Source organism: Pseudomonas sp. N-1-13, from assembly GCF_057787095.1.
In genome coordinates, this window is the sequence record NZ_JBYNRI010000001.1 from 4,483,695 (window position 1) to 4,502,184 (window position 18,490).

Annotated in this window: 20 protein-coding genes and 1 pseudogene; 13 read left to right on the forward strand and 8 right to left on the reverse strand. The window is 59.6% G+C overall.

Annotated elements, in window-relative coordinates; translation table 11 throughout:
- Nucleotides 1–36: 36 nt before the first annotated feature.
- From AC3I65_RS20180 to AC3I65_RS20190, 3 genes are all read right to left on the reverse strand, one after another.
- The gene (locus AC3I65_RS20180) at nucleotides 37–330 is read right to left on the reverse strand and encodes a co-chaperone GroES (RefSeq protein WP_047227001.1); all 294 of its coding nucleotides are present in this window, start codon (nucleotides 328–330) and stop codon (nucleotides 37–39) included.
- A 244-nt stretch (nucleotides 331–574) separates the two neighbouring features.
- The gene (locus AC3I65_RS20185; protein ID WP_047227002.1) at nucleotides 575–1,051 is read right to left on the reverse strand and encodes an FxsA family protein; all 477 of its coding nucleotides are present in this window, start codon (nucleotides 1,049–1,051) and stop codon (nucleotides 575–577) included.
- 66 nt (nucleotides 1,052–1,117) lie between these two features.
- Nucleotides 1,118–1,849, reverse strand: coding sequence for a HugZ family pyridoxamine 5'-phosphate oxidase (locus tag AC3I65_RS20190; protein WP_076383714.1), 732 nt, complete (start codon nucleotides 1,847–1,849; stop codon nucleotides 1,118–1,120).
- Between the two features lie 163 nt (nucleotides 1,850–2,012).
- Between AC3I65_RS20190 and AC3I65_RS20195 the strand changes: the two genes are divergently transcribed.
- Nucleotides 2,013–2,771, forward strand: coding sequence for an SDR family oxidoreductase (locus AC3I65_RS20195; protein ID WP_047227004.1), 759 nt, complete (start codon nucleotides 2,013–2,015; stop codon nucleotides 2,769–2,771).
- A 127-nt stretch (nucleotides 2,772–2,898) separates the two neighbouring features.
- On the opposite strand, the gene apbC is transcribed toward AC3I65_RS20195, so the two are convergent.
- Nucleotides 2,899–3,993, reverse strand: coding sequence for an iron-sulfur cluster carrier protein ApbC (gene apbC / locus AC3I65_RS20200; protein WP_488524099.1), 1,095 nt, complete (start codon nucleotides 3,991–3,993; stop codon nucleotides 2,899–2,901).
- A 329-nt stretch (nucleotides 3,994–4,322) separates the two neighbouring features.
- Between apbC and metG the strand changes: the two genes are divergently transcribed.
- From metG to AC3I65_RS20240, 8 genes are all read left to right on the forward strand, one after another.
- Nucleotides 4,323–6,368, forward strand: coding sequence for a methionine--tRNA ligase (gene metG, locus AC3I65_RS20205; RefSeq protein ID WP_047227006.1), 2,046 nt, complete (start codon nucleotides 4,323–4,325; stop codon nucleotides 6,366–6,368).
- 130 nt (nucleotides 6,369–6,498) lie between these two features.
- Nucleotides 6,499–7,071, forward strand: a complete 573-nt coding sequence (locus tag AC3I65_RS20210) for an Rnf-Nqr domain containing protein (RefSeq protein WP_076383713.1) — start codon at nucleotides 6,499–6,501, stop codon at nucleotides 7,069–7,071.
- The gene (gene rsxB / locus AC3I65_RS20215) at nucleotides 7,068–8,075 is read left to right on the forward strand and encodes an electron transport complex subunit RsxB (protein ID WP_488524100.1); all 1,008 of its coding nucleotides are present in this window, start codon (nucleotides 7,068–7,070) and stop codon (nucleotides 8,073–8,075) included. Before AC3I65_RS20210 ends, rsxB begins: the two co-directional genes overlap by 4 nt.
- Nucleotides 8,062–9,048 carry an RnfABCDGE type electron transport complex subunit D gene (locus AC3I65_RS20220; protein WP_047227009.1) on the forward strand — a complete coding sequence of 329 codons (987 nt, stop codon included), beginning with the start codon at nucleotides 8,062–8,064 and terminating at the stop codon, nucleotides 9,046–9,048. The genes rsxB and AC3I65_RS20220 overlap by 14 nt, the downstream gene beginning before the upstream one ends.
- Nucleotides 9,045–9,656 (forward strand): RnfABCDGE type electron transport complex subunit G, encoded by a 612-nt coding sequence (locus tag AC3I65_RS20225; RefSeq protein ID WP_488524101.1) that lies wholly within the window; start codon nucleotides 9,045–9,047, stop codon nucleotides 9,654–9,656. The genes AC3I65_RS20220 and AC3I65_RS20225 overlap by 4 nt, the downstream gene beginning before the upstream one ends.
- A complete protein-coding gene (locus AC3I65_RS20230) occupies nucleotides 9,649–10,182 on the forward strand; it encodes an Rnf-Nqr domain containing protein (protein ID WP_339491040.1) in 534 nt (177 codons plus the stop codon). Before AC3I65_RS20225 ends, AC3I65_RS20230 begins: the two co-directional genes overlap by 8 nt.
- On the forward strand, nucleotides 10,179–10,817 hold the full coding sequence (gene nth / locus AC3I65_RS20235; RefSeq protein WP_047227012.1) for an endonuclease III: 639 nt from the start codon (nucleotides 10,179–10,181) through the stop codon (nucleotides 10,815–10,817). Before AC3I65_RS20230 ends, nth begins: the two co-directional genes overlap by 4 nt.
- Before the next feature lie 107 nt (nucleotides 10,818–10,924).
- Entirely contained in the window at nucleotides 10,925–11,107 is a 183-nt protein-coding gene (locus tag AC3I65_RS20240; protein ID WP_047227013.1) for a PA3496 family putative envelope integrity protein, read from the forward strand.
- A gap of 56 nt (nucleotides 11,108–11,163) precedes the next feature.
- On the opposite strand, the gene AC3I65_RS20245 is transcribed toward AC3I65_RS20240, so the two are convergent.
- A complete protein-coding gene (locus AC3I65_RS20245; protein ID WP_047227014.1) occupies nucleotides 11,164–11,790 on the reverse strand; it encodes a response regulator transcription factor in 627 nt (208 codons plus the stop codon).
- Nucleotides 11,791–12,259: 469 nt separating this feature from the next.
- On the opposite strand from AC3I65_RS20245, the pseudogene AC3I65_RS20250 reads away from it, so the two are divergent.
- Nucleotides 12,260–12,517, forward strand: a pseudogene (locus tag AC3I65_RS20250) (hypothetical protein); the annotation flags it as partial.
- Nucleotides 12,518–12,761: 244 nt separating this feature from the next.
- On the opposite strand, the gene AC3I65_RS20255 reads toward AC3I65_RS20250, so the two are convergent.
- Both AC3I65_RS20255 and AC3I65_RS20260 read right to left on the reverse strand, forming a co-directional pair.
- Nucleotides 12,762–13,979 (reverse strand): argininosuccinate synthase, encoded by a 1,218-nt coding sequence (locus tag AC3I65_RS20255; RefSeq protein WP_024779511.1) that lies wholly within the window; start codon nucleotides 13,977–13,979, stop codon nucleotides 12,762–12,764.
- A 127-nt stretch (nucleotides 13,980–14,106) separates the two neighbouring features.
- Nucleotides 14,107–15,069, reverse strand: coding sequence for a flagellar protein MotY (locus tag AC3I65_RS20260; protein WP_047227015.1), 963 nt, complete (start codon nucleotides 15,067–15,069; stop codon nucleotides 14,107–14,109).
- 191 nt (nucleotides 15,070–15,260) lie between these two features.
- Here AC3I65_RS20260 and pyrC point away from each other — a divergent pair, with 191 nt between their 5' ends.
- Together pyrC and rnt are read left to right on the forward strand one after the other, a co-directional pair.
- The gene (gene pyrC, locus AC3I65_RS20265) at nucleotides 15,261–16,307 is read left to right on the forward strand and encodes a dihydroorotase (RefSeq protein ID WP_047227016.1); all 1,047 of its coding nucleotides are present in this window, start codon (nucleotides 15,261–15,263) and stop codon (nucleotides 16,305–16,307) included.
- Nucleotides 16,304–16,981, forward strand: a complete 678-nt coding sequence (gene rnt / locus AC3I65_RS20270; protein ID WP_047227017.1) for a ribonuclease T — start codon at nucleotides 16,304–16,306, stop codon at nucleotides 16,979–16,981. The genes pyrC and rnt overlap by 4 nt, the downstream gene beginning before the upstream one ends.
- Nucleotides 16,982–17,183: 202 nt before the next feature.
- Here rnt and AC3I65_RS20275 read toward each other — a convergent pair whose 3' ends face one another.
- Complete coding sequence (locus tag AC3I65_RS20275) at nucleotides 17,184–17,786, reverse strand: peroxiredoxin (RefSeq protein ID WP_003204949.1); 603 nt, start codon at nucleotides 17,784–17,786, stop codon at nucleotides 17,184–17,186.
- 303 nt (nucleotides 17,787–18,089) lie between these two features.
- Between AC3I65_RS20275 and AC3I65_RS20280 the strand changes: the two genes are divergently transcribed.
- Nucleotides 18,090–18,308: a bacterioferritin-associated ferredoxin gene (locus AC3I65_RS20280; RefSeq protein WP_047227019.1), complete on the forward strand. Its 219-nt coding sequence runs from the start codon at nucleotides 18,090–18,092 to the stop codon at nucleotides 18,306–18,308.
- Nucleotides 18,309–18,490: the final 182 nt, after the last annotated feature.

Sequence of the window (18,490 nt, forward strand, 5' to 3'; positions counted from 1 at the left end):
AAATACTTTGTAGTAACGGGAAAATGAGCGGGGGAATCAGTCTTCCAGGACAGCGAGGATTTCGTTCTCGCTCATCACCAGCAGGTCTTCGCCGTCGACTTTCACTGTGTTGCTGCCGGAGTAAGGGCCGAACACAACCTTGTCACCCACTTTCACGGCCAGCGCACGTACTTCACCGTTTTCCAGAGCCTTGCCTGGGCCTACAGCGAGAACTTCACCGTGGTTGGCTTTTTCAGCAGCCGAACCTGGCAGGACGATACCGCCAGCGGTTTTCTTCTCTTCTTCGCTGCGACGGATGACGACGCGGTCATGCAGAGGACGAAGCTTCATTGTCGATCTCTCCTAATTTTGGTTTTCATCGGCCGGTGTAGTCCCGGCGGGTTTAACAAAAGCCGGCGGAGCCGGATGCGGTTCGTCAAGCGAACCGCGGAAGTCTGTCCAGTGTCGCCACCGGAAACCTTGCGGTGACCCATACATAAGGGCGTACAAGCCGATTTCAAGGGTCGGGTAGAAAATTTTTTACTTCACGAAGCCGAAAACGAACACGGCACCCGAAGGTGCCGTGTCGCTGGTTTTACTTGGTATCGCGGTGCTCGAACTCGCCTTCGATCACATCCGGTTCGCGGCCCACAGGTTCTCGTGGAGGCGGCCCGCCACGGGGCTGAAGGTCGTCGGCGAAGGCTCGCTGGCGAATCGCCTGTTCTTCGGCACGCTGGCGCATTTTATTGGCCAGCAACCGACGGGTGAACGGCAGCAGCATGACCAGGCCCAGCACATCGCTGATGAAGCCAGGCAGGATCAACAGACCGCCACCCAAGGCCAGCATCAGGCCTTCGAGCATGGTCTGGGCAGGCAGCTCGCCGCGGTTCAGGCTTTCACGGGCACGCAGAGCCGTGGCGAGGCCGGCGATGCGCAGCACGAACACACCGAGCATCGAGCCGAGAATGACCAGCAGCAGTGCCGGGAAAAACCCGATCGCCCCGCTGACCTTGACGAATACGAACAGCTCCAACACCGGGAACAGCAGAAAGAGCAACAAAAAAGGGCGCATCAAAAGGTTCCTCAACGCAAGAATGCCTTGCTATCAAACCCTAAATGACGTCGCCCTTTCGTGAATTCAAGCGTCAGCCTCAGCATTTTTTGGCCATTGCTCGGCGTGAGCCAGATAAACCAAGGCTTCGCGCACTTGTGTCGGCGTATTGCAAGGCGCTGGAAACGCCAGCCAGTAAAGGGCCTGACCGATCCGCAAGTGCATGCCTTCGCTGTCGATACCGGCCAGTTGCGCAGGTTCGGTGGCGGGCAGACCGGCCAGCTCGACGTAATGCGCGATGGCCTTGGCATGGTCGGCATTCATGTGGTCGATCATGCTGGCTTCGGCCTTGCCGGCGAAGGGGTTGGCCAGGGTGATCTGGTCGATCCAGTGAATGGCCCCAAAGCCACCGATGTAACGATGACGCACCGGGTTGAGCACCCAGAAATCGAAGTCATGGGCCTTGTGGTAGTTCTGCGACTCCGGGAAATAACGGTAGTAACGCTCAGCGGCGGCGTCGATGGCGAGGTTGTCTTCCAGCTTGCGCGCCTCGGCCAGATAAGTCAGGCGCCCTACGGCCTGCACATCCTCGGCCCCCCGCTCACCTACGAGCATTGAACACTTGGGGTCTTTTTGCAGGTTGTGGGTGTGTTGGGCGATACGGCTGATCAGGATCAGTGGACGGCCTTGGTCGTCCAGGCAATATGGCACCACGGAGCCGAACGGGAAACCGGGCATGGATTTGGAATGGGTGGAGAGCACTCCACGGTATTCCTTGAGCAGCAATTCTCGTGCATGCTTGGCAGCTTCAACGCTCAATTTATGACTCCTTTGATCAAATCCGTCTGGAAACGGTCAGGCGACTGGAGCAAAGTACCAGCGCGCCTTTAGGCAGTTCTCGTGTGCAACCGGGCTACGCCGACGCAGATCGAGAGGCCAGTAAAAGGACATCCTCCAACCGCTCTGCAATCTGGACATGCCAATGCAACTCACCGACAAAGTAATCATTATCACCGGCGGTTGCCAGGGTCTGGGCCGCTCCATGGCCGAGTATTTCGCCGGCAAAGGCGCCAAGCTCGCCCTGGTGGACCTCAATCAGGAAAAACTCGACCAGGCGGTTGCCGCCTGCGTGGCCAAGGGTGTCGAGGCCCGGGCTTATCTGTGCAACGTCGCCAATGAGGAGCAAGTGAGCGACATGGTCGCCCGGGTCGCCGAGGACTTCGGCGCGATCCACGGCTTGATCAACAACGCCGGGATCCTGCGCGACGGCTTGCTGCTCAAGGTCAAGGACGGCGAAATGAGCAAAATGAGCCTGGCCCAGTGGCAGGCGGTGATTGACGTCAACCTCACGGGTGTCTTCCTGTGTACCCGCGAAGTGGCAGCGAAAATGGTCGAGCTGAAGAACAGCGGCGCGATCATCAACATTTCGTCGATCTCGCGCGCCGGCAACGTCGGCCAGACCAACTATTCGGCGGCCAAGGCCGGCGTGGCGGCCGCCACCGTGACCTGGGCCAAGGAACTGGCACGCTACGGCATCCGTGTCGCCGGCATCGCGCCGGGCTTCATCGAAACCGAAATGACCCTGGGCATGAAACCCGAAGCCCTGGAAAAAATGACCTCCGGCATCCCGCTCAAACGCATGGGCAAACCCGAGGAGATCGCCCATTCGGCGGCGTACATCTTCGAGAACGACTATTACACCGGTCGGATCCTGGAGATGGATGGCGGGTTGCGGATCTAAAAACCTACACACAACCACTGTGGGGCGAGCCTGCTCGCGATGGCGCCGGGTCAGTCAACTTTGATGTGACTGATACACCGCTATCGCGAGCAGGCTCGCTCCCACAATGGATTGTGTTACGGCTTATTCAATCGTCGCTCATGGTGATGTTCGGCATCGCCGGTGACGCAGCCTCTTGCAGCACGATCCGCGCGCCGACGTGGCGAGCCAGTTCCTGATAGACCATGGCGATCTGGCTGTCCGGCTCGGCAATGACCGTGGGTTTGCCGCCGTCAGCCTGCTCGCGAATCAGCATCGACAGCGGCAGCGAGGCCAGCAGTTCGACGCCGTACTGGCTCGCCAGTTTTTCTCCGCCGCCTTCACCGAACAGATGCTCGGCATGTCCGCAGTTCGAGCAGATGTGCACGGCCATGTTTTCCACCACACCCAGTACCGGGATGTTCACTTTGCGGAACATCTCCACACCCTTGCGGGCGTCCAGCAGGGCCAGATCCTGCGGCGTGGTGACGATCACCGCACCGGCCACCGGGACTTTTTGCGCCAGGGTCAGTTGGATATCCCCGGTGCCTGGCGGCATGTCGATCACCAGGTAATCCAGATCGCCCCAGGCGGTCTGCGTCACCAGTTGCAGCAAGGCGCCGGAAACCATCGGCCCGCGCCAGACCATCGGCGTGTTGTCATCGGTCAGGAAGGCCATGGACATGACTTCCACGCCATGGGACTGGATCGGAACGAACCATTTCTGGTCCTTGACCTGCGGCCGGGTGCCCTCGGCAACGCCGAACATGATGCCCTGACTCGGGCCGTATATGTCCGCGTCGAGAATCCCGACCTTCGCGCCTTCACGGGCCAGGGCCAGGGCCAGGTTGGCGGCGGTGGTGGACTTACCCACGCCGCCCTTGCCCGAGGCCACAGCGATCACGTTCTTGACGTTCGCCAGCCCCGGCACCTGCGCCTGGGCCTTGTGAGCAGCGATCACGCTGGTGACGTCGACTTTGGCGCTGGCTACACCGTCCAGGAACTCGATCGCCATTTGCAGCATTTGCGCCCAACCGCTCTTGAACAGATCGGCGGCGTAGCCGATTTCCAGCTGGACGCTGACGCGATCGCCCTGGATGTCGATGGTGCGCACGCATCCGGCGCTGACCGGGTCCTGGTTCAGGTAAGGGTCGGTGTACTGGCGAAGAACGGCTTCCACCGCTGCGCGATTGACGGCGCTCATGGGCAACTCCGATAGCAAGACTTGAAAAACAGGCCGCTATCCTACGCCCCACGCTGCCGCGTGGCGACTTGATTACTGTCGCGCGAACACCTTTGTGGCGAGGGGATTTATCCCCGTTGGGGCGCGCAGCGGCCCTAAAACCTGCTGCTACAGTGTGTCAGAGTGCTCTATTTTGGACTGCTGCGCAGTCCAGCGGGGATAAATCCCCTCGCCACAGGTTGTGTCCATACCGCCCCCAGCAATGCATCCGGAAACAGGCCAGTGGGGTGAAATATATTTCCCAGCGCTTTATAGTGGCCGACCTCCGTTTCATCAAGTAGCCGAGCCCCATGTCCGAGCCACGCAAGATCCTCGTCACCAGCGCCCTGCCCTATGCCAATGGTTCGATTCACCTCGGCCATATGCTGGAATACATCCAGACCGATATGTGGACGCGCTTCCAGAAACATCGCGGCAACCAGTGCATCTATGTCTGCGCCGACGACGCCCACGGTTCGGCCATCATGCTGCGCGCGGAAAAGGAAGGCATCACCCCGGAGCAACTGATCGCCAACGTCCAGGCCGAACACAGCGCCGACTTCGCCGATTTCCTGGTGGACTTCGACAACTTCCACTCCACTCACGCCGAAGAAAACCGTGAGCTGTCGAGCCAGATCTACCTGAAGCTGCGTGACGCCGGGCACATCGCGACCCGTTCGATCACCCAGTACTTCGACCCGGAAAAGAAAATGTTCCTGGCCGATCGCTTCATCAAAGGCACTTGCCCGAAATGTGGCACCGAGGACCAGTACGGCGATAACTGCGAAAAATGCGGCGCCACCTACGCACCGACCGACCTGAAGGACCCGAAATCGGCGATTTCCGGGGCGACGCCAGTGCTCAAGGACTCCCAGCACTTCTTCTTCAAGCTGCCGGACTTCCAAGAGATGCTGCAAACCTGGACCCGCAGCGGCACGTTGCACGACGCGGTGGCCAATAAGCTCGCCGAATGGCTCGACTCCGGCCTGCAAGAGTGGGACATTTCCCGCGATGCGCCGTACTTCGGCTTCGAAATCCCCGGCGAGCCCGGCAAGTATTTCTACGTATGGCTGGACGCGCCCATCGGCTACATGGCGAGCTTCAAGAACCTTTGCGACCGCACGCCGGAGCTAGACTTCGACGCGTTCTGGGGCAAGGACTCCACGGCCGAGGTGTATCACTTCATCGGCAAGGACATCGTGAACTTCCACGCGCTGTTCTGGCCCGCCATGCTCGAAGGCGCCGGTTTCCGTAAACCGACCGGTATCAACGTCCACGGCTACCTGACCGTCAACGGCCAGAAAATGTCCAAGTCCCGCGGTACCTTCATCAAGGCCCGGACCTACCTGGACCATCTGTCGCCGGAATACCTGCGCTACTACTACGCGGCCAAGCTCGGCCGTGGCGTGGACGACCTGGACCTGAACCTTGAAGACTTCGTGCAGAAGGTCAACTCCGACCTGGTGGGCAAGGTAGTCAACATCGCCAGCCGTTGCGCCGGCTTCATCCACAAAGGCAACGCCGGTGTACTGGTAGCCGGTAACGCCGCGCCGGAGCTGACCGAGGCCTTTCTGGCGGCGGCCCCGAGCATCGCCGAAGCCTACGAGGCCCGTGACTTTGCCCGGGCGATGCGCGAGATCATGGCCCTGGCCGACCGCGCCAATGCCTGGATCGCCGACAAGGCGCCGTGGTCACTGAACAAACAGGAAGGCAAGCAGGACGAAGTCCAGGCGATCTGCGCCCTGGGTATCAATCTGTTCCGCCAACTGGTGATCTTCCTCAAGCCGGTGCTGCCGTTGCTGGCCGCCGATGCCGAAGCTTTCCTGAACGTCGCACCGCTGACCTGGGACGATCACCAGACGCTGCTGAGCAACCATCAACTGAACGAGTTCAAGCCGCTGATGACTCGCATCGACGCCACCAAGGTGCAAGCCATGACCGACGCCTCGAAAGAAGACCTGGCCGCCAGCCAGACCGACACCGGTGCCCCGGCCGGCAATGGCGAGCTGACCAAGGACCCGTTGTCGCCGGAGATCGATTTCGACGCCTTTGCCGCCATCGACCTGCGCGTAGCCCTGATCGTCAAGGCTGAAGCCGTGGAAGGCGCCGACAAGCTACTGCGCCTGACGCTGGACATCGGTGATGAGCAGCGCAACGTGTTCTCCGGCATCAAGAGCGCCTATCCAGACCCGGCCAAGCTCGAAGGCCGGCTGACGATGATGATCGCCAACCTCAAGCCGCGCAAAATGCGTTTCGGCATCTCCGAAGGCATGGTGATGGCGGCAGGTCCCGGCGGTGAAGAAATCTACCTGCTGAGCCCCGATAGCGGCGCCAAGCCGGGTCAGCGGATCAAATAACGCGACCACGCGCGGTACCGATCCCACAGTCGCCCGGCAGGCGACTGTGGGATTTTCATATCTGGCCCACCCTGACGGTGTGCCGGATAATGCCTAACCTCTAACGACAGGTTCTCGTTCCAGCACGCCCATGACCGAAATCGTTCTTACACTGTTCAGCGCCGCCCTGATCAACAACCTTGTGTTGCATTGGCCGCTGGGCGTCAATCCGCTGCTGGCGGCCAATGGAAGAAGGCAAGTCCACGCCCTGGGCCTGGCGACGACATGCCTGATGCTGATGGTCGGCACCTTGGGTTATCTGATCGATCGCTGGCTGCTGGTTCCGGCCAATCTGACCTCGCTGCGCCTGTTGGCATGGCTGTCCTTGAGTGTGTTGCTGATTGCACCGTTGCTGCACTGGCTGGGGCGCTGGCTGCCGACGCTGCCGTTCGATGGTTTGTGGCCACTGCTGCTGGGCAATGCCGGCATACTGGGCATCACGCTGATCAACAGCCGGAATGACCACGGCCTGGGCCTCACCGTCGCCGCGAGCCTGGGCGCCGGCCTGGGTTTCTGGCTGGTGTTGAGCCTGTTCGATGATTTGCGTCAGCGCACCTTCGATAACGATATCCCCAGACCCTTTCGTGGTCTGCCGATCCAGTTGATCGGCGCAGGGCTCATGGCGGTGGCATTTCTTGGATTGCGCGGGCTGGTCAAAGCATGAGTCTGATTCAACGTATCGACGCCCTGCTACCGCAGACCCAATGCGGCAAGTGCGGCCACCCCGGGTGCAAGCCCTACGCCGAAGGCATCGCCCAGGGCGAACCGATCAACAAATGTCCGCCCGGTGGCCGTGAAACCATCGCCGCCCTGGCCGAGCTGATGAAAGTGCCCGTGCTTGAGCTCGATACCAGTCGTGGTTCAGCCCCGGCGCAGATCGCCTTTATTCGCGAAGCCGAATGCATCGGCTGCACCAAGTGCATCCAGGCCTGCCCGGTAGACGCGATTGTCGGTGCGGCGAAGTTGATGCACACCGTCCTGGTCGACGAATGCACAGGCTGCGATCTATGCGTGGCGCCCTGCCCGGTCGACTGCATCGAAATGCACCCATTGCCCACGGCAACCGTGGTGCCGGTGGTCGGTGGCCTGGCCTTCAGCGTCGAAGAGCAGCAAGCGCGCACCGCCAAGCGCGACCATGCCCGGCGGCGCTTCGAACAGCGCAACGCACGTCTGCGCCGCGAAGAGGAGCAGCGTCTCGCCGAGCGTCTGGCCCGTACACAGCGCGCCTCACAGCCCCAAATCCAGTCCGTCGACCCCGTGCAAGCGGCACTGGAGCGGGTACGGGCGCAAAAAGCCGCCAACGCCGATGCGGCCTTGAAAAAAGCCAAGGTCGACCTGGCCATGAGCCGGGCGCAGTTGAACAAATCCTTGAAAGCATTCGGCCACCCGCCGACCTTCGAACAACAGTCGCAATTGATCGTGCTACAGCGCCAGTTCGAAGCGGCGCAACAAGCCTTGACGCAATTGGAAGGGACGGTCCAGCCCACTGTTTCAACCCCAGCCCCCACTCAAAGTGCCGAGCTGAAACGGGCCAAGATCCAATTGGCCATGCGTCGCGCCGAACTCAGCAAGGCCAGGGCCGCAGGGGCGTCGGATGAACAAATAGAGCCCCTGGAGCAAGCGGTGAAAGACGCCGAACGCCAGGTGGATGCTCATGTCGCTCCCTGAGCCCATGGACGAACGGCTGCGGCAGGCGATGCTGCGGGTGCTACTGGCGACACTGCCCGGCATTCTGGCGTTGACGTGGTTTTATGGCTGGGGCGTGGTGTTCAACCTGTTGCTGGCGGGCCTTAGCGCACTGGCCGTCGAAGCACTGGCGCTGCGCTTACGGCGCCGGCCGCTCAAACCGGCACTCAACGATGGCAGCGCGCTGGTAAGCGCCACGCTGTTGGCGCTGGCCTTGCCAGCGTATTGCCCCTGGTGGCTGACCGTCACAGCCACAGCTTGCGCCTTGCTGTTCGGCAAGCACCTGTGGGGCGGCGTCGGCAATAACCCGTTCAACCCGGCGATGCTCGGCTACGCCCTGGTGCTGATCGCGTTTCCCCAGCAACTCAATCAATGGCCGGCACTTCACGGCATGAGCCTGTCCGACGGCCTGCAACAGGTGTTCGCGGTTCACCCTGGGCCTGATGGATGGGCAGGAGCAACGGCCTTGGACAGCCTGCGAATCAACAAAAGCCTGACCATCGATGAGCTGTTCGCCGCCAACCCGGCGTTCGGACGCTGGGGTGGGCGCGGCGTCGAGTGGGTCAACCTGGCGTTTCTGGCCGGAGGACTGTTCCTGCTGCACCAACGGGTGTTCAGCTGGCACGCGCCGGTGGGCATGCTCGCCGGCCTGTTCATCATCAGCTTGTTGTGCTGGAACGGATCGGGCTCCGACTCCAATGGCTCGCCGTTGTTTCATCTGCTCACGGGTGCGACCCTGCTCGGTGCGTTTTTTATCGTGACCGAACCGGTCTCGGGCGCCAAAGCGCCCCTCGCTCGCCTGCTGTTTGGCGCAGGCGTGGGACTGCTGACTTACTTGATCCGGACTTGGGGTGGTTACCCGGACGGCGTGGCGTTTGCGGTGCTGCTGATGAACCTCGGCGTGCCCGCACTGGAGCGCTTCGCCGAGGCGCGACACAGGTCGCAGCCCCTATGAAAAACTACCGTGGCGTTGCCATCCTGGCTTTGCTGATCGGTCTCGGCATTGGGGCCACTTACCTGACTCAGCTCAGCACCGCAGGGCGCATCAAGGGTCAGCAACAAGACCTTGCGAACAGAACCTTGCTCGACGTGCTGCCGACCGACCGATACGACAATCAGCCATTGGCACAACCTGTCGTAATGGCCCCCGTGACCTTGGCCCATAGCACGCTGCTGGGCGGATACCTGGCGACTCGCGCCGGCCTGCCCAGCGCAGTGTTGTTACGCAGTCAGGTACTGGGCTATGAAGGCAGCATCCAATTGCTGGTCGCTATCGACCCGCAAGGGCGGATGCTGGGCGTGAAAACCCTGCGCCAGTCGGAAACGCCCGGCCTGGGCGCGGCCATCGCTGACTGGCCAAACCCCTGGCTGCAAACCTTCAACGGTAAGTCGCTCCAGGCTCCCACCGACAGCGGCTGGGCGTTGAAAAAGGATCAGGGGCAGTTCGATCAACTGGCCGGCGCGACCGTCACGTCCCGATCAGTCCTGCAGGCTGTTCACGATGCACTGCGTTACTTCGACGAGCATCAGGCTCAACTGACCGGAGTGATCATTGATGAATAAGCCATTGGTCCTGACCCGCGGCCTGCTGCTCGTGCCCTTGGTCGGCGCCAGCGATTCGCTGGCAAACGCGCTGGGCTTATGGCTGGCCTGGGTACTGATCAGTGCCGGCCATGGCTTGGCCATGGGGCTGGTACGGTCCCACCTGACAGCGCCTCAGCGACTGCTCGCCTCCATTGTGCTGGCCGCCACCCTGACGGCTTGCGCAGGCCTGGTGGCGCAGGCCTGGATGCTGGAAATGTATCAGCCGCTGAGCCTTTACATTGGCTGGATCGCTTTGAGCTGTGTGGCGCTGGAGCATGACGACATCTTCGTCGGCTCACGCCTGCCCGAACATCTCAGGCTGGCAGGCGTGTTCGGCCTGCTGATGATCGGCTTGGGCGCCCTGCGCGAGCTGATTGGCAACGCAATATCACTGGCCTTGCTCGCCCCTGGCGGGTTTATTCTGCTCGGTCTGTTGCTGGCAGCGCACCAGGCCTGGACGGGCGCCAGCCCCCCTTCAACGATCGAGGAAACGCCGCGCCCATGAACGCAGCAAAACGCCTGGAAATATTCCGTCGCTTGCACGAAGACAACCCGGAACCGAAGACCGAACTGGCCTACAGCTCGCCGTTCGAACTGTTGATCGCGGTGATTCTGTCGGCCCAATCCACCGACGTCGGCGTCAACAAGGCCACGGCCAAGCTGTTCCCGGTGGCCAACACGCCGCAGGCGATCCACGCGTTGGGCGTCGAAGGGCTGTCCGAGTACATCAAGACCATCGGCCTGTTCAACAGCAAGGCAAAAAACGTGATCGAGACATGCCGCCTGCTGATCGAGCGCCACAACGGCGAAGTCCCACAGACTCGCGAAGCGCTGGAAGCGCTTCCAGGGGTCGGTCGCAAAACCGCCAATGTGGTGCTCAACACCGCATTTCGCCAACTGACCATGGCCGTCGACACTCACATTTTCCGCGTCAGCAACCGCACCGGGCTGGCGCCGGGCAAAAACGTGGTGGAGGTGGAGAAAAAGCTGATGAAATTCGTACCCAAGGAATTTCTACTCGATTCCCATCACTGGCTCATCCTTCACGGACGTTACGTCTGCCTGGCGCGCAAGCCCCGCTGTGGCAGCTGCCGGATCGAGGACTTATGCGAATACAAGCACAAGACCTCCGACGATTGAGGCGCTATTGCTTTTATTGATTTGTCGATTGAAAAAATCTTTTTTACCCGCCCGTGGTTTATCGATATAAGGAGCGCCAATGGCAGTTTAAGCCTGGAGTCGATCCCATGAGTGCTGACAAAGAACAACTGGATGTAGAAGACGATTTCATCGCCGTTGAGGCCGACGATGTGGAACCTGTGGTCGTCGAAACAGCGAAAACCAATCTGAGCAAACGTCGCACGATTGATAATCTGCTGGAAGAGCGCCGCTTGCAGAAACAACTGGCCGATTACGACTTTGACCTCTGACACGTAAAAGCCTCCCGAATGGAGGCTTTTTACTGAGTACGCGCGGCCGGAAAAACTCACACTAACCCGTTACGCTGCGCCAGTTCGATCAGATCAACCAGCGAGCGGGCATTGAGCTTCAACAACAAGCGTGTCTTGTATGTACTGACGGTCTTGTTGCTCAAGAACATCCCATCGGCAATTTCCTTGTTGGTCTTTCCGCGAGCCAGTTGCTGCAAGACCATCATCTCTCGCCCGGACAGTCGATCGACCATATCGGACTCGCTTGCGTTACCCAGACTCGAACGCACCGTATGCAGGGCCTGATTGGGGAAATAACTGTACCCCGACAGCACCGCCTTGATTGCACTGAGTAACTCGGTGAGGTCCTGCTGCTTGCACACATAACCGGCTGCCCCCGTCTGCATGCAGCGCATCGAAAAATGCCCAGGTGCCTGGGAAGTCAGCACCAGAACTTTCAAAGGTGAAGGGTTGGCGGTCAGGCGTGCGATGACCTCCAGTCCATCCAGTTTCGGAATGCCGATATCCAGAATAACGATATCAGGCATAAGTTCACGGGAAAGTTGCAACGCATCGACGCCATTATCGGTTTCGGCAATAACTTCATATCCATGACGCTCCATTAGCAAACGTACAGCAAGACGAATGACGGGATGATCATCCACGATCAGCACTTTATTCATGGGCAAATCCAACTTCGCTGTTCGAATTTTTAGAGCACGCACAATAGCCTAGTCAATTCTACCTTGGCATGCCGCCCCCCCTGACCGCTCGCACCGAGAGACGCAACCTACAAGCGATACAGAAAAATCCTACAAATCCCCTTGGAAATAATGCGCCATAAATTTGTTTACAGAGGCAAATGGATGCATCAGGGGATCCGCGCCCCTCTAAACAAGCGCTTTTTTCTGCATCCCCCCCGTCCCCAAATAGCGAAAAAACACTCGACTCATAAAAAGTAACTGAATTATTTACCAACACAACCACAATGGTTTTATTTAAATAAAATTGAATTCACATAAGGAATAAGCGAAATTTATTCAATCCCATTTATGAGGAGACACCACGATCAATACCTTCACCGCGAACTCATCAATTACTCACACCTTCCTAATGCAATCACCGAGCCTGAATATGTTATGAGCATCCACCATGAACAAACCTTCGAAAATCATCACCAACCCCATGACGCTAATCGCTATATTCGCAACTTTATCCGAGACTTCGGCAGCCATCTCCCTGCCTTTCCTCGACGATCAGGACCGTGAATACTACCTTTGGTTTCTGATCAGCTTTCCGTTCTATCTATTATTTCTTTTTTTTATCACCCTGAACTTTAACTATCGCTCGTTATATTCGCCCTCGGATTTTCGCAAGAGCAAACACTTCATGAAAATCATGGATGATTCAAGCTGTCGGCGCGCACGGTTTTCCCGCCGGGCGCCCAAGGGCAAAGGATGGCTGATCACTGTTCATCCACAGAAAAAACAGCGACGACTGTTCATTTTGGTTATCCCCCGGGCACCGGAAGGCCTGGCCGAGGCAAATCGATCCAAACGCGCAAAACAGCGCCACAACGAATGAGCAGCACAGGGGAAAGGGTCCCCCAAAAAAAACGGCCTGCACATGGCAGGCCGTTTTCATGGAGCCAGGATCAGAACAGCTTGCGACCCTTGTTCGCCGCGATGCGCATGCGCAGGGCGTTGAGCTTGATGAAGCCAGCAGCGTCGGCCTGGTTGTAAGCGCCGCCGTCCTCTTCGAAAGTCGCGATGTTGGCATCGAACAGGGAGTCGTCAGACTTGCGCCCAGTGACGATGACATTGCCCTTGTACAGTTTCAGGCGCACGACGCCATTCACGTTGACCTGGGAGGCATCGATCATCTGTTGCAGCATCAGACGCTCCGGACTCCACCAGTAACCGGTGTAGATCAGGCTGGCGTACTTGGGCATCAACTCGTCTTTGAGGTGAGCCACTTCGCGGTCCAGGGTGATCGACTCGATCGCGCGGTGAGCACGCAGCATGATGGTGCCGCCCGGGGTCTCGTAGCAGCCGCGGGACTTCATGCCGACATAACGGTTCTCGACGATGTCCAGACGACCGATGCCGTGTTCGCCACCGATACGGTTCAGGGTCGCCAGCACGGTGGCCGGGCTCATTTCCACGCCGTCCAGCGCGACGATATCGCCGTTGCGATAGGTCAGCTCCAGGTATTGCGGGGTGTCAGGAGCCTTCTCCGGGGAGACGGTCCAGCGCCACATGTCTTCTTCGTGCTCGGTCCAGGTGTCTTCCAGCACGCCGCCTTCATAGGAGATGTGCAGCAGGTTGGCATCCATCGAGTACGGGGATTTCTTCTTGCCGTGGCGTTCGATCGGGATGGCGTGCTTCTCGGCGTAGTCCATCAGCTTTTCACGGGACAGCAAGTCCCACTCGCGCCACGGCGCGATGACTTTCACGCCGGGCTTGAGGGCATAGGCACCGAGTTCGAAACGCACCTGATCGTTGCCCTTGCCGGTGGCACCGTGGGAAATGGCGTCGGCACCGGTTTCGTTGGCGATTTCGATCAGGCGCTTGGCGATCAACGGACGGGCGATAGAGGTACCCAGCAGGTACTCGCCTTCGTAAACAGTGTTGGCGCGGAACATCGGGAACACGAAGTCACGGACGAACTCTTCGCGCAGGTCATCGATGTAGATCTCTTTGACGCCCATGGCCTGAGCCTTGGCGCGTGCAGGCTCGACTTCTTCGCCCTGCCCCAGGTCAGCGGTGAAGGTCACCACTTCACAGTTATAAGTGTCCTGCAGCCACTTGAGGATCACCGAAGTGTCCAGGCCGCCGGAATACGCCAGAACGACCTTGTTTACGTCCGCCATGCCATCACTCCACGGGTTGTACGGAAAGCCGGGAAGTTTAACGTCCAGCGCGGATAATTTACAGGGGCGCGACAGCTTATGACGACGAAGCGACAGATTATGTCGAGCGCGCGACGATCCTCACGGGTCAGGATGTCCGCGCGGCGGTGGCTGCAGTGGGCTGGGCCGGTGTCGCGGTCGGCGTCGGAGCCTTGGCAGGGGGCGCGGCGGGTGTAGCCTGCGGTGCCGGCGCTTCAGGCACCGCCACACGCTCCAGGCGCACGGCCACACGGCGGTTCTTGGCGCGATTGGCGGCACTGGTGTTGGGCACCAGGGGGTAACGTTCGCCGTGGAACCGCACGGTGATCTGCGACTCTTGAAAGCCGTTGGCCTTGAAGAAGTCCTGGACCGCCAGGGCACGGCGACGAGACAGCTCACGATTGGTCAATCGATTGCCGCTATTGTCGGAGTGACCGTCGAGTTCGACATGGTTGACGGTCGGGTCGGCTTTGATGAAGTCGATCATCACCTGCAACTGAGCCTTGGCCCGGGCATCGAGCTCAACGCCTTCGCCGGGAAAGCCGATCTGGGATTGCTTCACCTGCTCGAAATTCTTCGGCAACAGTTTTGCCACGCAGCCCTGGTAATCACTGAAGGCCTTGTTGAAGCGCACGGGCAGCAGCCGGACTTCCGAAACCCGCCCGTCCCCCGTATTACGCCGTACCACTGGGCTGCGCCCTTCCATCAGCCCGCTGATCAAGCGGCCCGCCTGGACCTGAGAGCTGTTGAAGAGCACATCGCCGCTGCCGAGCCTGACCGAGCCCAGGTTGATGTCGCCCCGTCCCGGCTGCCAAGGCGCGGCGGCCGCCAGCAGGATGGCCGAACCACCACCGAGCATCGGGTTATGGGACTTGAGCCGGAAGATCGCCTGCTCGCCGGCCCGGCGCACAAATTCGCCGCTGCCGAAATCGGTGACCGGCTGACTCAGCCGGCACTCGAACTTGTCGCCTTCGACCGTCCACTCAATGCTCTCCAGACGGGTCTGGAAAGTGAGCGCCATGGCGGGAAGGCTGGCAAACACACTGAGCAAGGCTAAATAACGCTGGCGCACGGGCGGCTCCAATGGCTTTTATACAAAGATCGACACACGTTGAGAGTATGACGCCTGTCCGGGGCGCCTTACGGATTCGTGGCACACCTGTAGGAGCTATCGGTAACTTGCGCCAGAACTTGATAGCGGGTGCCTGAATCGGTCTTTTCCGGTAGCATTCCCCAGAGTTTGACCCGCCTGGAAGCCCCCCAATGTCCGACCGCCTGACCCTGCTGCGTCCCGACGACTGGCATATTCATCTTCGCGATGGTGCTGTGTTGACCCATACCGTCGCCGATGTCGCGCGCACCTTCGGGCGCGCAATCATCATGCCGAACCTGGTTCCGCCAGTGCGCAACGCCATCGAGGCCGACGGCTATCGCCAGCGAATCCTGGCCGCACGCCCGGCCGGCAGCCGTTTCGAACCGCTGATGGTGCTTTACCTCACCGACCGTACGCAGCCCGAAGAAATACGCGAGGCCAAGGCCAGCGGCTTCGTCCACGCCGCCAAGCTGTACCCCGCCGGCGCCACCACCAACTCGGACTCCGGCGTCACCAGCATCGACAAGATTTTCCCGGCGCTGGAGGCCATGGCCGAAGTCGGGATGCCGTTGCTGATCCACGGTGAAGTCACTCGTGGCGACGTCGACGTGTTCGACCGCGAAAAAATCTTCATCGATGAGCACATGCGTCGTGTCGTGGAGCGCTTCCCGACGCTCAAGGTGGTGTTCGAACACATCACCACCGGTGATGCCGTGCAGTTCGTCAACGAAGCCCCGGCGAACGTTGGCGCGACCATTACCGCGCATCACCTGCTGTACAACCGCAACCATATGCTGGTGGGCGGGATCCGGCCGCACTTCTATTGCCTGCCGATCCTCAAGCGCAACACCCATCAAGAAGCCTTGCTCGACGCTGCCACCAGCGGCAGCGCCAAGTTCTTCCTCGGCACGGACTCGGCGCCCCATGCCCGGCACGCCAAGGAAGCGGCCTGCGGTTGCGCTGGCTGCTACACCGCCTATGCCGCCATCGAGATGTATGCCGAGGCGTTCGAGCAGCGCAATGCGCTGGACAAACTCGAAGGTTTCGCCAGCCTCCACGGCCCGCGCTTCTATGGCCTGCCGGTGAACACCGATCGTATTACCCTGGTTCGCGACGAGTGGACCGCCCCCGCCAGCCTGCCTTTTGGCGAGCTGACTGTTATCCCGCTGCGCGCCGGTGAAAAACTGCGCTGGCGCCTGCTGGAGGAAAGTGTGTGAGTGAAGATCATTTCGACGACGAGCTGGACGGCAACGGTGGTTCGGGCGCTGCCCGTCACCCCATGGCAGCCCGCTTCCGGGGCTACCTGCCGGTCGTGGTCGACGTAGAAACCGGCGGTTTCAACTCCGCCACCGATGCGCTGCTGGAAATCGCTGCGACCACCATTGGCATGGACGAAAAAGGTTTTGTGTTCCCTGATCACACCTATTTCTTCCGCGTCGAACCGTTCGAAGGCGCCAACATCGAGGCGGCAGCCCTGGAGTTCACCGGGATCAAGCTTGATCACCCATTGCGCATGGCGGTGAGTGAAGAGACGGCCCTGACGGACATTTTCCGAGGCGTGCGCAAGGCTTTGAAGGCCAACGGCTGCAAACGGGCGATCCTGGTCGGCCACAACAGCAGCTTCGACCTGGGCTTTCTCAATGCGGCGGTGGCGCGCCTGGATATGAAGCGCAACCCGTTCCATCCGTTTTCCAGCTTCGACACCGCGACGCTTGCCGGCCTGGCGTACGGCCAGACCGTGTTGGCCAAGGCCTGCCAGGCAGCCGACATCGACTTTGATGGCCGTGAAGCCCACTCGGCCCGCTACGACACCGAGAAGACGGCCGAGCTGTTCTGCGGCATCGTCAATCGCTGGAAAGAAATGGGTGGCTGGCAGGATTTCGACGACTGATGTGCTGAGTAAGCATCAGGACGGTGGGAGCAAGGCTTGCCCGCGATGAAAACGACACGGTATCCCAGAGATACCGAGGCGCCTGTATCGTGAGCAAGCTTTGCTCCCACAGCTGTTTCTGGTGTTTTTAAACAATTGGGATAAATCCTTCCCCATAAAAAAACCGGCCCATCGAGGGCCGGTTTTTTTGTGCCTGTTGCGCTTACAGCTTGTCGCTGTGCTCGCCCAGGTAGGCGGCAACGCCTTCAGGGGATGCGGTCATGCCCTTGTCGCCTTTTTTCCAGTTGGCTGGGCACACTTCGCCGTGCTCTTCGTGGAATTGCAGCGCGTCGACCAGACGGATCAGCTCTTCCATGTTACGGCCCAGTGGCAGGTCGTTGATGATCTGCGAACGGACAACGCCCTTGTCGTCGATCAGGAACGCGCCACGGAAAGCCACGCCGCCTTCGGACTCAACGTCATAGGCCTTGGCGATTTCGTGCTTCATATCGGCAGCCATGGTGTATTTCACCTGGCCGATGCCGCCATTGTTGATCGGGGTGTTGCGCCAGGCGTTGTGGGTGAAGTGCGAGTCGATCGAAACGGCAACCACTTCAACGTTGCGGGCCTTGAAGTCGTCCATGCGGTGATCCAGCGCGATCAGCTCGGATGGGCAGACGAAGGTGAAGTCCAGCGGGTAGAAGAACACCAGGCCGTATTTGCCTTTGATGGCCGAGGACAGGGTGAAGCTGTCGACGATTTCGCCGTTGCCGAGCACGGCCGGGACGGTGAAGTCAGGGGCTTGTTTGCCTACGAGTACGCTCATTGGATATCTCCTGGTGAATAACGTGAAAACAAGGTCCGGGCCAGCCTGCCACCCTCAGGCGACAGCCCTGTGACACGAACCCGCTTGCAAGGGCCGATCATCATACACCGCGAATTTGGACTGTCTTCAACGGTTTTTCGGCGAGTCCAAAAATCCTTTCCCTTGGCATGCCCCCTCATTGGCCCTGGATAAAAAACCGTTCGTCAGCTCTGCCCCAAGGGTTTCAGAAACCACTTTGACAATCATTCTCGTTAACATTAAGATCCGTCTCAATTGAGTCACAACCAGCGACGGTTCTTACTTATGTATGTTTGCCTCTGCACTGGCGTCACCGACGGACAAATCCGCGAAGCGATCTATGAAGGCTGCTGCAGCTACCGCGAAGTCCGCCAAGCCACCGGCGTAGCCAGCCAATGCGGCAAATGTGCGTGCCTGGCCAAGGAAGTGGTTCGCGAAACCCTTGCCAAAATGCAAACGGCCCAGGCCTCGATTCCCTATCCGGTAGAATTTACTGCCGCTTAAATCCAGCTTCTTGAAGAACCGGGCTCAATGTCCGGTTTTTTTATGCCTTTAAATCAAGCGCTTAGCCTCTAGACGCGGAACACAAACATTCTTATTCCGATTAATTTTCATTTATTATTCAATAACTTAGGTTTGACACTCGTCAGTGCGCGGCTCAAACTCAGCCCTATACACAGCTATTA